The organism is Nocardioides rubriscoriae (assembly GCF_008087085.1).
GTDB lineage: Bacteria > Actinomycetota > Actinomycetes > Propionibacteriales > Nocardioidaceae > Nocardioides > Nocardioides rubriscoriae.
Genome location: NZ_VIYJ01000002.1, coordinates 634,122 through 646,645, shown reverse-complemented (window position 1 = coordinate 646,645; position 12,524 = coordinate 634,122). Strand labels below are relative to the sequence as shown.

General features: G+C 73.4%; 10 protein-coding genes and 1 riboswitch. Of the genes, 5 read left to right on the top strand and 5 right to left on the bottom strand.

Annotated elements, in window-relative coordinates:
• Window positions 1-31: 31 nt before the first annotated feature.
• From FZC61_RS06435 to FZC61_RS06415, 5 genes are all read left to right on the top strand, one after another.
• Complete coding sequence (locus FZC61_RS06435) at window positions 32-514, top strand: bifunctional nuclease family protein (RefSeq protein ID WP_148613276.1); 483 nt, start codon at window positions 32-34, stop codon at window positions 512-514.
• Between the two features lie 218 nt (window positions 515-732).
• Window positions 733-1,293 (top strand): MerR family transcriptional regulator, encoded by a 561-nt coding sequence (locus FZC61_RS06430; RefSeq protein ID WP_246142572.1) that lies wholly within the window; start codon window positions 733-735, stop codon window positions 1,291-1,293.
• A 105-nt stretch (window positions 1,294-1,398) separates the two neighbouring features.
• Window positions 1,399-1,491, top strand: a riboswitch (glycine riboswitch).
• Between the two features lie 90 nt (window positions 1,492-1,581).
• Window positions 1,582-4,500: an aminomethyl-transferring glycine dehydrogenase gene (gcvP, locus tag FZC61_RS06425; RefSeq protein ID WP_148613274.1), complete on the top strand. Its 2,919-nt coding sequence runs from the start codon at window positions 1,582-1,584 to the stop codon at window positions 4,498-4,500.
• Entirely contained in the window at window positions 4,497-5,738 is a 1,242-nt protein-coding gene (locus FZC61_RS06420) for a serine hydrolase domain-containing protein (RefSeq protein ID WP_148613273.1), read from the top strand. Before gcvP ends, FZC61_RS06420 begins: the two co-directional genes overlap by 4 nt.
• A 48-nt stretch (window positions 5,739-5,786) precedes the next feature.
• On the top strand, window positions 5,787-7,295 hold the full coding sequence (locus FZC61_RS06415; RefSeq protein ID WP_148613272.1) for a CYTH and CHAD domain-containing protein: 1,509 nt from the start codon (window positions 5,787-5,789) through the stop codon (window positions 7,293-7,295).
• Window positions 7,296-7,308: 13 nt separating this feature from the next.
• Here FZC61_RS06415 and FZC61_RS06410 read toward each other — a convergent pair whose 3' ends face one another.
• The 5 genes from FZC61_RS06410 to FZC61_RS06390 form a co-directional block, all read right to left on the bottom strand.
• Window positions 7,309-7,953, bottom strand: a complete 645-nt coding sequence (locus FZC61_RS06410) for an Ig-like domain-containing protein (RefSeq protein ID WP_148613271.1) — start codon at window positions 7,951-7,953, stop codon at window positions 7,309-7,311.
• A 76-nt stretch (window positions 7,954-8,029) separates the two neighbouring features.
• Window positions 8,030-8,803 (bottom strand): Ig-like domain-containing protein, encoded by a 774-nt coding sequence (locus FZC61_RS06405; RefSeq protein WP_148613270.1) that lies wholly within the window; start codon window positions 8,801-8,803, stop codon window positions 8,030-8,032.
• Window positions 8,796-9,473 carry an Ig-like domain-containing protein gene (locus FZC61_RS06400; RefSeq protein WP_148613269.1) on the bottom strand — a complete coding sequence of 226 codons (678 nt, stop codon included), beginning with the start codon at window positions 9,471-9,473 and terminating at the stop codon, window positions 8,796-8,798. The genes FZC61_RS06405 and FZC61_RS06400 overlap by 8 nt, the downstream gene beginning before the upstream one ends.
• 86 nt (window positions 9,474-9,559) lie before the next feature.
• The gene (locus FZC61_RS06395) at window positions 9,560-10,951 is read right to left on the bottom strand and encodes a TldD/PmbA family protein (protein WP_148613268.1); all 1,392 of its coding nucleotides are present in this window, start codon (window positions 10,949-10,951) and stop codon (window positions 9,560-9,562) included.
• Entirely contained in the window at window positions 10,948-12,510 is a 1,563-nt protein-coding gene (locus FZC61_RS06390) for a TldD/PmbA family protein (RefSeq protein ID WP_148613267.1), read from the bottom strand. The genes FZC61_RS06395 and FZC61_RS06390 overlap by 4 nt, the downstream gene beginning before the upstream one ends.
• Between the last annotated feature and the right edge of the window lie 14 nt (window positions 12,511-12,524).

Sequence of the window (12,524 nt, the reverse complement as noted above, 5' to 3'; positions counted from 1 at the left end):
GGCGTCGTGGGGGCGCGAGTACTGTGGAGGCATGCGCGAGGTAGACGTCATGGGTGTCAGGGTCGAGATGCCGTCCAACCAGCCCATCGTGCTGCTGCGCGAGGTCTCTGGCGAGCGGTACCTCCCCATCTGGATCGGTGCGGTGGAGGCGACCGCGATCGCCTTCGCCCAGCAGGGGGTCGTGCCCCCGCGCCCGTTGACGCACGACCTGTTCAAGGACGTCCTCGAGGCCACCGGCAACGCGCTGACCGAGGTCCAGATCACCGACGTCAAGGACGGCGTGTTCTTCGCCAACCTGGTCTTCGTCTCCGGGGTCGAGGTCAGCGCGCGGCCCTCCGACTCGATCGCGCTCGCGCTGCGCACCGGCACCCGCATCATGTGCGCCGAGGGCGTTCTCGACGAGGCCGGGCTGGCGGTGCCGGCCGAGCAGGAGGACGAGGTCGAGAAGTTCCGCGAGTTCCTCGACCACGTGACGCCCGAGGACTTCGAGGCCGGGACCGACCCGGCCGGCTGACGGCCACGGGTCGCCGCAACGACTGACCCTCATCTGGAGGTTGAGGGTTGCGACACGCCGCCGGGTTCTTTGACCGGCCCTGCCGCGAGCCGTACCTTGAAGTCCTTCGCTGTAACTCCACACGTGTCGTCACGGCACCTTCCCCGGAGCGAAGAAGACCCACGGAGGACCGTGTGAACGAGCAGAAGCCGCACCACGACACCCACGCTGTCGACAGCGTGGTCGTCGAGTCTGCCGAGGAGCAGGGTCTCCTCTTCACCGACGACGTCTCCCCGCTGCCCAGCGACCTGGGCTACCGCGGTCCGACCGCGTGCAACGCCGCCGGCATCACCTACCGCCAGCTCGACTACTGGGCGCGCACCGGGCTCATCGAGCCGACCGTGCGCGGGGCCAAGGGCTCGGGGTCGCAGCGCCTCTACTCCTTCCGCGACATCTTGATCCTCAAGGTCATCAAGCGCCTGCTCGACGCCGGCATCTCGCTGCAGCAGATCCGCACCGCCGTCGAGCACCTGCGTGCCCGCGGCACCGACGACCTGACGCGCGTGACGCTGATGAGCGACGGCGCCTCGGTCTACGAGTGCACGTCCAACGACGAGGTCATCGACCTGCTGCAGGGCGGCCAGGGCGTCTTCGGCATCGCGATCGGCGGTGTGTGGCGCGAGATCGAGGGCACCCTCGCCGCGCTGCCCAGCGAGCGCGCCGACGAGCCCGCCGCCGGTGCCACGCCGTCGGCCGCCGACGAGCTCTCCGCCCGACGCCGGGCCCGCCACGCCGGCTGACTCGTTCCGGCTCACCGACCCGTCGCGTCCACGCGACGGGTCGGCGTCATTTCGGGCGCGGGATTCCGGGCGACCGCCGCGCGTCCGCTAGATTGGGCGCGCTGACGATCCCGCGCGGGAGAGTCTTCAGCAGCACCGAAGCGCCGAAGGGGCAATTCCTCCCCGGAACCTCTCAGGCACCCGGACCGCGCGGAGCAGGCACCTGTGGAGCTCACCGGCCAGATCCTGGGCGGGGGGTGACAGAGGGGGAGGGCGTCCATCCGTGATCTGTCGATCCCAGGAGCCCTCGTGTCCGACCACCTCAGCCTCACCGAGCTCGACGCGGCGCTGCCGTTCGTCGACCGCCACATCGGCCTCGGCCCCGACGACGTGGCCCGGATGCTCGCCACCTTGGGCTACGCCTCGCTCGAGGAGCTGATGGCCGCCGCCGTGCCCGGTGGCATCCGCAGCGCCGAGGCGCTCGACCTGCCGGCCCCGCTGACCGAGGCGGCGACCGCGGCCGCGCTGCGCCAGATCGCGGCTTCCAACCGGCCCGGTGAGCCGATGATCGGCCTGGGCTACCACGCGACGATCACGCCGCCGGTGATCCGGCGCAACGTGCTCGAGGACCCCAGCTGGTACACCGCCTACACCCCCTACCAGCCCGAGATCAGCCAGGGGCGCCTCGAGGCGCTGCTCAACTTCCAGACCGTCGTCGGCGACCTCACCGGCCTGCCGACGGCCAACGCCAGCCTGCTCGACGAGGGCACCGCGGCCGCCGAGGCGATGACCCTCGTCCGCCGCGGCAACCGCAAGGCCAGCGGCCCGTTCGTCATCGACGCCGACGCCCTGCCGCAGACCATCGAGGTCGTGCGCACCCGCGCCGAGGCGATGGGCATCGAGATCGTCGTCGCCGACCTGGCCCGGGGCCTGCCCGACGGCGAGCTGTCCGGCGTGCTGGTCCAGTACCCCGGCGCGTCGGGCCGCATCCTCGACCCGGCCCCGGTGATCGCGGCCGCCCGCGAGCGTGACGCGCTCGCCGTGGTGGCAGCCGACCTGCTCGCCCTGACCCTGCTCGAGTCGCCCGGGTCGATGGGCGCCGACATCGTGGTCGGCTCCAGCCAGCGCTTCGGCGTCCCGCTGTTCTACGGCGGTCCCCACGCCGGCTACATGTCCGTCGCGGCGGGCCTCGAGCGACACCTGCCCGGCCGCCTGGTCGGGGTCAGCATCGACGTCGACGGCAACCGGGCCTACCGCCTGGCCCTGCAGACCCGCGAGCAGCACATCCGGCGCGACAAGGCGACGTCCAACATCTGCACCGCCCAGGTCCTGCTCGCCGTGGTCGCCTCCATGTACGCCGTCTACCACGGTCCCGAGGGCCTCAAGGCGATCGCGACCCGCACCCACCGCTACGCCGCCGTCCTGGCCCGCGCCCTCAGCGAGGCCGGCCTCACGCTCGGGCACGAGGCGTTCTTCGACACCCTCCAGGTGCAGGTCCCCGGCCGCGCCGACGCGGTCGTGGCCTCGGCCCGGGCCCTCGGCATCCAGCTGCGGCTCGTCGACGCCGACACGGTCGGGATCTCCACGTCGGAGACCACCACGCGCTCGACCATCGACAGCGTGCTCAAGGCCTTCGGGGTCGCGACCGGGTCGACCGGCGAGGGCGGGATCGACGAGATCGACCAGGTCGTGGCCGACGCGCTGCCGACCGGGCTGCGCCGCGAGACCCCCTACCTGACCCACGAGGTCTTCTCCAGCCACCACAGCGAGACCCAGATGCTGCGCTACCTGCGCCGGCTCTCGGGCCGCGACTACGCGCTCGACCGCGGGATGATCCCGCTGGGCTCGTGCACGATGAAGCTCAACGCCACGACCGAGATGGAGCCGGTCTCGCTGCCGGGCTTCGCCGACCTGCACCCCTTCGCCCCGGCCGAGGACGCCCAGGGCTACCGCCGCCTGGTCGACGAGCTCGAGGGCTGGCTGGCCGAGGTAACCGGCTACGACCGGGTCTCGATCCAGCCCAACGCGGGCTCGCAGGGCGAGCTGGCCGGGCTCCTGGCCATCCGCGGCTACCACCACTCGCGCGGCGACCAGAAGCGCGACGTCTGCCTGATCCCCAGCTCGGCCCACGGCACCAACGCCGCGTCGGCGGTGATGGCCGGCATGAAGGTCGTGGTGGTCAAGGGCACCGACGACGGCACCGTCGACCTCGACGACCTGCGCGCCAAGTGCGCGAAGCACGCCGATGACCTGGCCGCGATCATGGTCACCTACCCCTCGACCCACGGTGCCTACGAGCACACCATCAGCGAGCTCTGCGAGATCGTGCACGCCCACGGTGGCCAGGTCTACGTCGACGGCGCCAACCTCAACGCGCTGCTCGGCTACGCCAAGCCCGGTGAGTTCGGCGGCGACGTGTCCCACCTCAACCTGCACAAGACCTTCTGCATCCCCCACGGCGGTGGCGGACCGGGCGTCGGACCGGTCGCGGTGCGCGCCCACCTCGCGCCGTTCCTGCCGACCCACGCGCTGCACCCCGAGGCCGACAAGCGTGTCGGCATCGGTGCGCTGAGCGCGGCGCCGTACGGCTCGGCGGGCATCCTGCCGATCTCGTGGGCCTACATCCGGCTGATGGGCGCTGCGGGGCTGACCCGGGCCACGGCCACCGCGGTGCTGGCGGCCAACTACGTCGCTCGGCGACTCGGCGACCACTTCCCGGTGCTCTACACCGGACAGGGCGGCCTGGTCGCCCACGAGTGCATCCTCGACGTGCGCGGGCTGACCAAGGACACCGGTGTGACCGTCGACGACGTCGCCAAGCGGCTGGTCGACTACGGCTTCCACGCGCCGACCATGTCGTTCCCGGTCGCCGGCACCCTGATGGTCGAGCCCACCGAGTCCGAGGACCTGGCGGAGATCGACCGGTTCTGCGACGCGATGATCGCCATCCGCGGCGAGATCGACCGGGTCGCCGCGGGGGAGTGGACCCCCGAGAGCTCCCCCCTGCGCGGGGCCCCGCACACCGCACGCGTCCTGGTCGGCGAGTGGGACCGGGCCTACTCCCGCGAGCTCGCGGTCTTCCCGACCGGCGTGTCCGGCCATCTCACCGGTGACAAGTACTGGCCGCCCGTCGGGCGCATCGACCAGGCCTACGGCGACCGCAACCTGGTCTGCAGCTGCCCCCCGATCGAGGCCTTCGCCGAGTCGGCCGGACCTGGCGAGGAGTGACGCTGCAGGCGCGGCTCACCGCGCTGCAGCACGCCGGCCGGCTGCCCTCGGTGGTCGGTGGCGTGCTGCGCGACGGCGAGCTGGTCGAGACCGCCGGTGTCCACGCCGACGTCGCGACGGCCTACCGCATCGGGTCGATCACCAAGACCCTGACCGCGGTGCTGGTGCTGCAGCTGCGCGACGAGGGCCTGCTGTCCCTCGACGACCCGCTCGGCCGGCACCTGCCCGGCGTCGGGTACGCCGAGCTGAGCGTCGCCGACCTGCTCGGCCACACCGGCGGCATGCAGAGCGAGCCCGCCGGGTCGTGGTGGGAGCGCTCGACCGGTGGTGACTTCGCGGCGCTGGCCGCCGCCAACGACGGGTCCGGCGCCGTCGCCGGTCGTGGCGAGTGGTTCCACTACTCCAACCTCGGCTACGGGCTGCTCGGCGAGGTCGTGGCCCGGCTGCGCGGCGCGACGTGGTGGGACGTCGTCCAGCAGCGGCTCCTCGCGCCGCTGGCGATGACCCGCACCACCTGGGGTCCGGTGGCGCCGCACGCCCAGGGCCACAGCGTCGGTCACGTCACCGGGGTCCTGACCGACGAGCCCCACACCGACACCGGGGCGATGGCGCCGGCCGGCCAGCTCTGGTCGACCCTCGCGGACCTCGCCACCTGGGCCGGCGTGCTCGCGGGTCGGCGGCCCGACGTCCTGGACCCGGCCACCCTGGCCGAGATGGGCACCCCCCGCCTCGACCCGGGCTACGGCCTGGGCCTGCGCCTGGTCGACCTCGACGGCCGGACCCTGGTCGGTCACACCGGCTCGATGCCCGGCTTCCTCGCCTCGCTCTTCGTCGACCCCGCCACCGGCGACGGTGCCGTCGTGCTCGCCGACGCCACCACCGGTCTCGACACCGACGACGTGCCCGCCCGCCTGCTGACCGGCGAGCCGCCGACAGGTCCCGCTCCGTGGCGGCCGAGCACTGGTGTGCCGGCGTGGGCCGAGCCCCTGCTCGGCCTGTGGTTCTGGGGCAACACCGCCACCGAGTGGCGCTGGCAGGACGAGCGCGTCGAGGTCCGGGCCCTGCAGGGCGGCGCTCTCGCCTACGCGTTCGCGGCCGGTCCCGACGGCACCGTCGTGGGCGTGTCGGGCTACCACCGCGGCGAGACCCTGCACGTGCACGACACCCACCTCGAGTGCGCGACGTTCGTCTACACCCGCAGTCCCTACGACCCGCGTGCGCCGATCCCGGGTCCGTGACGGTGGCCCACCGGTGCGCCGTTCACCGGCATCGGCTACTACTGGGACGTGAGCGAGCACCACGAGGTCGAACGGGCCTACGCCGTCGGACCCGATGACGTCCTGCCCGACCTTGGCGCGCTGCGCGGGGTCGCGTCGGTCACCGAGCCGCGGACGGCGACCCTCGTGGCGACGTACCTCGACACCGATGACCTGAGCCTGTTGCGCGCCGGGGTGACCCTGCGACGCCGCACGGGGGGCGACGACGAGGGGTGGCACCTCAAGGTGCCGGCCGGCGACGGACGTGACGAGGTGCACCGTCCGCTGGGCACCGAGGGCGTCCCGGCCGACCTGGCACGGTTGGTGCTCGGGTGGACGCGCGGTCGTGTGTTGGGCCCGGTGGCGCTGATCGAGACGGTCCGGACGACCACGCAGCTGCGCGACGACACCGGTGCGGTGCTCGCCGAGGTGGCCGACGACGTCGTGGTCGGGACCCCCGCCGACGGTCGGGAGGCGTTGGCCTGGCGCGAGCTAGAGGTCGAGCTCGTCGGCGCGGGTCCGGACCTGCTCGACGCCGCCGACGACCTGCTGGCGGCGGCCAGCGACATCCACCCCCGCACCGAGCAGCGCAAGATCGGGACGGTCCTGGCCGAGCGCCTGGCTGCCGTGCCGACGCCACCGGTCGCCGACCGCGACGGCGCGGCAGGACCCGTCCTGCTGGTCCGGCTGCACGAGCAGGTCGCCGCCCTGCAGCGCAGCGACTGCGACGTACGCCGCGGGGTCGACGACGGCGTCCATCAGCTGCGCGTCGCGTGTCGCCGGCTGCGCGGGGCGTTGGCGACCTTCCGCCCGCTGGTCGACCGTGCGGTGACCGACCCGGTGCGCGACGAGCTCGGGTGGCTGGCCCGCACGCTCGGGGAGGGCCGTGACGCCGAGGTGGTGCACGACCGGCTGCGCGCCCTGGTCGACGACCTGCCGGCCGACCTGGTGGTCGGGCCCGTGCGGGCGCGGCTGGACCGCAGCTTCGCCGACCGTCGCGGCAGCGCCGACCGCGACGCGCAGGAGCTGCTCGACTCCGAGCGCTACCTCCGGCTCCTCGACCGGTTGGCCGAGCTCACGACCGCCCCGCCGTGGACCGACGTCGCCGACGAGCCCGCGGACACGCTGATGACGCAGCGGGTCGCGCGTGACTACCGGCGCCTGCGACGGTGCGTCGACCACGTGGACGGCTCCGACCCCGCGGCCCACGACGTGGCCCTGCACGAGGCGCGCAAGGCCGCCAAGCGCCTGCGCTACGCGTGCGAGGTGCTCGAGCCGTGGTGGGGCAAGGACGCGACCCGGCTGCGCAAGGCCGTGCAGGAGATCACGCGGGTGCTCGGCGACCGCCAGGACGCGGTCGTCGGGGCCGTCGACCTCGTCCGGATCGCCCACGAGGCCACCGCCGCCGGCGAGAACGCCTTCACCTACGGCGTGCTCCACGCCCGCGACCAGGCACGCAGCCGCGAGCTGGAGGCCGAGTTCGAGCTGGTCTGGGCCTCGGCCTCGCGCCGCGGGCTGCGCGACTGGCTCGAGGCCTGAGGTCGGGGCCTGGCTACCGCGTGCGCTGCAGCCCGGTGACGACGCCGTCGCCGACGACGACGAGCACGTCCTGGTCGGAGTACAGGCCCACCCAGTAGATCGACTTGCGGGTGGTGCTGATGGTGATCGCCCGGTCGGCCGGCACGGTGCGCGAGGCATCGGCGCGTCCCGACGACGCGCTGCCCCAGCTGACCTCGACGGCGACGTCGTTGGGGTTGCTGAAGACGACCCTGCCCCGGGTGCCCTTGCGCTTGACGGCGCGCAGGTCCTGCAACCGGGTGACGGCCAGCGTGACCGTGCCCTGGTCGCGCTGGTCGCCCTGGCACACCTCGTAGGAGAAGCGGGTGGTGCCCTGGAAGGTGTCGGAGACCTCGACGACCAGGCTGTCGCCGGACTGCTCGACGTAGACCCGCTGCTGGTCGACGCCGCTGACCCCGCACAGGCTCAACGGGCCGCTGCTCGGCGGCAGGCTGAGGACCGTGTCGTCGTTGGCGATCGGGTCGACGGTGTAGGTGCCGCCGGCGTACAGGGCGAACGAGTCGGCGGCGGCGCGCGGGGCCGCCTGCGCCGGTGCGGGGGTGGCGAGCAGGGCGGCGACCACGGCCCCGGTCAGCGCCACGGCGGCGCGGGTCGGGCGACGGGTCGTGCGGCGGGTCATGCGATGGGCTCCCGGGAGGGTAGGAGGGGCGGGTAGACCGTACCGGTGCGCGGCCCGGGCCGTCCGGCGAACCCGGTCAGCGCGCCGTGGGCCAGCGCCGCGGGTCGCGACGACCCGTCGAGGTCGCTCCGGCGGGGCCGTGGTCGCCGCGCAGGCGGACGCCGCGGATCGTGCCGTGGTTGACCAGGCGCCCGCTGCGTTGCAGCACGGCCATGAAGACCACGCGGCGGCGCTCCACCCGGACGGTCCGGGACCCCCCGGGGGGCACGGCCACCCGGCCGTCGGCGTCTCGCTCGCCCCGCCCGCCGTACAGGACGACGACACCGTGCTCGCCGGGGTTGGTGAAGCGGACCCGACCCGGCCTGGTGACCGCGGTGCCGCGCACGCGGGGCGTCGGGGTCACGACCACCGTCACCGTCGCCGGCGTCAGGGAGTCGCGGTCGCAGGCGTAGTAGGTGAAGGTCGCGGTAGCGGCACGGTTGACGTCGACCCCGACGAGCAGCTGCTCGCCCCCGGTGTCGGTGCCGGCGGCCGGGTCGCCCTCGACCAGCTCCTGCGCCACCGAGAGCGGGGACCCCTCGGGCAGCACGACGCGGCAGATCTCGAGGTCGTCGCCGTCGGGGTCGCTGTCGTTGGCCAGGACGTCGAGCAGGGTCGCGGGTCCGGGCACCGGGGTGGCGAGGATCGTCAGCCGGTCGGCCGCCGCGACCGGGGCGCCGGTGCCCTCGGCGGGGCCCTCGCCGGGGCCCGGGTCGGCGGGGCCCTCGTCGGCCTGCGCCGGCAGAGCCGCGAGCGCGCCCAGGGCGGCCAGGGCCGTGAGCGTCGTGACCGCGCGCCGTACGTCAGCCACGGGCCAGGCCCCGCAGGTAGCCTTCGCCGGCGGGATCACCGGTGCGGGTGGCGGTCGCCGTCCAGGACAGGTGGCGCCCCGGGACGCGCAGGCGTCGGCCCTCGCCGGCCGGCAGCCGGACGCTTCCCTCGACGAGGCCGTCCAGGCCGCCGCCGAAGGAGTAGAACGACACGAGCACCGGCCGGTCGTCGGGGTTGGTGAAGCGCACCACGTGGGGAGCGATCTTGCGCAGGCGGACCGGCTGGGTGCGCGTCACCGTCACGGTGACGGTGCCCGACGTGAGGTAGGCGAAGTCGCAGGCGAAGTAGGTCACGGTGTAGGTGCCGGGCTCGAAGGAGGTGCTGGTCAGGGTGAGCGGCTGCGGCAAGGAGGTGCCGTCGCCGTCCGCCGCCTGGACCTGGTCGCGCTGCTGCTCCAGGGGCACCCCGTCGGGCACGTCGACGCGGCACAGCTCGAGGGGGTCGCCGTCGGGGTCGCTGTCGTTGGCCACGACGTCGACGACGCCGGTGCCGCCACCGCGGAGCGTGACCCGGTCGGCGACGGTGACCGGCGCGCTGGAGACCCCGTCGGCGTGCGCCGGCCCCTCGGGCAGGGCCGCGGCCAGGGTCGCCAGCACGGCGGCACAGGATCCGGTGAGCACGAGAGCCGAGCGGCGTCGTCGTGGGGCCATGCGGGGGTCTCCGAGTCGTTCACCGTGGGGGGAGGACGTCGTGGAGGCGACTCTACGGGCCGGGGACCGGCTGGCCCCGGCGACACTCACATGGCCTGGGACACGCTCGACATGTTGAAGTCGGGGACCCGCAGGGCCGGGGTCGCGGTGCGGGAGAAGTAGTCGTCGCCCCACTCCCGGCTGAAGCTGGGCACCGTGGCCGAGGCGTGGCTGAAGCGTCGGAGCAGGTCGATCGGGCTCTCGTTCCAGCGGAAGTTGTTGACCGAACCGGTGATCTCGCCGTCCTCGACGAGGTAGACCCCGTCGCGGGTCAGCCCGGTCAGCAGCAGCGACTGCGCGTCGACCTCGCGGATGTACCACAGGCACGTCAGCAGCAGGCCGCGCCGGGTGCCGGCGACCAGGTCGTCGATGGTGCCGCTGCCGGAGTCGACCTCGAGCACGAGGTTGTCGATCGCCGGGGTGACCGGCTGGCCGGTCATGGCAGCGGTGTGCCGGGTCTGCAGCAGCGCGGTGAGCTCGCCGTCGCAGATCCAGTCGGTACGCCCCAGGGGCAGGCCGTTGTCGAAGACCGAGCTCTCGCTTCCCGACGCCGTGGCGACGTTGAACGGCGCGCACTGCAGCCGGTCGTGGGCCGGGTCGCTGAAGAGATGGACCCCGGGGGAGACGATGGCCTCGCCGATGCGCGTGCCGGTGGGGCGTCGGCTGTAGACCGACTGGCCCTCCCAGGCGTCACGGGCCCCGGCGTACCAGTAGGCGTCGATCATGACGTCGGCGACGGCCGACGGCGGCAGGATCGTGTCGTAGCGGCCGGCCGGCAGGTCGACCCGACGTCGGCCCCAGGCCAGCCGCTGGGCGACCTCGGCGTCCATCGCCAGTGCGTCGACGTCGGTGAAGTCGCGGGTCGCACCGCCGACCCAGGCGCTCTCGGTCAGCGCGGAGTTCTTGCCGGTGCAGCCGTAGTGACCGGTCGGTTGGGCGTGCCGCAGCCGCAGCCCGGTCGAGGAGCCGAGGTAGGTGGTGGTGACCTCGTGGTTGACGAAGCCGTAGAGGACCCGCCCGCCGGCCTCGGCGCGTCCGAAGGCCTCGCCCAGGGCGGGGGCGAACGCGTCGTAGACGTGGATGTCGGTGGGCTCGGGCGCGTCGTCCCAGTCGGTGCTCGGCGCCACCTCGTCGGAGGTGACCAGCGGCTGGGCGTCCTCGGCCGGACCGGCCGCGCGCGCTGCCGCGTCGGCGGCCCGCACCAGCTCGGCGACCTGCTCCGGCGTGGTCGCGCTGCCGGTCACCGACCCCGTCGCGGTCGCGACGAAGGAGATCACGGTGACGCCCACCCCGTGCATCACGCCGTTGGTGGTCAGGGTGTTGTTGGCCCAGCGCAGGTTGGCGCTGGTCTTGTCACGGACGATGACGACGCACTCGTCGGCCGTGCTCGCCGCGAGCGCCTGCTCGACCAGGCTCTGGGGGTTGATCGCCGCGCTCATGCGCCGCCCTCCTCGAGGGTGTTGAGGATCCGGACGTCGCGGAACAGCGACGTGGGGCAGCCGTGGCTGACGGCCGCGACCTGCCCCGGCTGGGCCTTGCCGCAGTTGAACGCACCGCCGAGGACCCAGGTGTCGCGGTTGCCGACGGCCTCCATGGAGCCCCAGAAGTCGGTGGTCGTCGCCTGGTAGGCGACGTCGCGGACCTGGCCGACGAGCTCGCCGTCCTTGATCGTGTAGAACCGCTGCCCGGTGAACTGGAAGTTGAAGCGCTGCATGTCGATGCTCCACGACTTGTCGCCCACGACGTAGAGGCCGCGCTCGACGCGACCGATGAGGTCGTCGGTGCTCGGGCCGGCCGGGTCGGGGTCGGGCTGCAGCGACACGTTGGCCATCCGCTGGATCGGGATGTGGCCGGGGGAGTCGGCATAGGCGCAGCCGTTGGAGCGGCCCCGGTAGTCGAGCCCCCTGCCGTCGGACACAGCGAGCTCCGGGAGCATCACGGCCATGGGACGGTCCAGCTGGTAGCCGACCAGCACGCCGTCGCGCACGATGTCCCAGGTCTGCGTCCGGACGCCCTCGTCGTCGTAGCCGGTGGTGGCCAGGCCGTGCTCGACGGTGCGGTCACCGGTGACGTTCATGACCGACGAGCCGTACTGCAGCACCCCGAGCTTGTCGATCGTGGCGAACGACGTGCCGGCGTAGTTGGCCTCGTAGCCCAGGGCCCGGTCGAGCTCGGTGGCGTGCCCGATCGACTCATGGATCGTCAGCCACAGGTTGCTCGGGTGGATCACCAGGTCGTAGGTGCCGGCCTCGACGCTGGGGGCCTTGAGCTTCTCGGCGAGCAGCTCGGGCACCTCGTCGATCTCGGCGTCCCAGTCCCAGGCACCCTGCCCCGACGACCCGGACGACCCCACGACGTACTCCCAGCCGCGGCCGACGGGCGGGGCGATGCTCGCCATCGAGTCGAACGTGTCGGCGCCCGCGCCCATCGCCTCGAAGCCCGGCTGCAGGCGCACGCGCTGCTGGGTGGTGCGGGTGCCGGCGAGGTCGGCGTAGTACTTGTTCTCCTGCACCTGCTGGACGTACGCCGTCGCGTGGTCGACCGCGGCACCGGTGCGCAGCCGCTCGGTCCAGTCGACGAGCACCGCGACCTTGTCGGCCGTCGGCACCTCCAGCGGGTTGAGCTCGTAGGCGCTGACCCAGGTGACATCGTCGTAGACCGGTTCGGCCGCGATCTCGACCGGCCTGCGCGTCATGCCCGCCGCCACGGTGGCGACGGCGACGGCCGTCTCGGCCACGCGCACCGCCTCGTCGGGGGTGAGGACCACCCCGGAGGCGAACCCCCAGGACCCGCGGTGGATCACCCGGACCGCGAAGCCGAGGTCCTCGGAGTCGCTGGCGCCCTGCAGGGCTCCGTCGCGCACCCGGACGTTCTGGTAGCGCACCCGCTCGAACCGGAAGTCAGCGTGGGTCACCCCGAGCTCGCGGGCTCGGGACAGGGCGGCATCGCCGAGCGCCCGGTAGGGCAGCGCGGTGAAGGTCGGGTCGAGACCACTCATGGTCGGGAACCTAT

Bases quoted from the DNA above. Each gene is read 5' to 3' on its own strand.
- FZC61_RS06435 (WP_148613276.1), top strand. From the start codon at position 32: ATGCGCGAGGTAGACGTCATGGGTGTCAGGGTCGAGATGCCGTCCAAC.
- FZC61_RS06410 (WP_148613271.1), bottom strand. From the start codon at position 7,953: ATGACCCGCCGCACGACCCGTCGCCCGACCCGCGCCGCCGTGGCGCTG.
- FZC61_RS06400 (WP_148613269.1), bottom strand. From the start codon at position 9,473: ATGGCCCCACGACGACGCCGCTCGGCTCTCGTGCTCACCGGATCCTGT.
- FZC61_RS06395 (WP_148613268.1), bottom strand. From the start codon at position 10,951: ATGAGCGCGGCGATCAACCCCCAGAGCCTGGTCGAGCAGGCGCTCGCG.
- FZC61_RS06390 (WP_148613267.1), bottom strand. From the start codon at position 12,510: ATGAGTGGTCTCGACCCGACCTTCACCGCGCTGCCCTACCGGGCGCTC.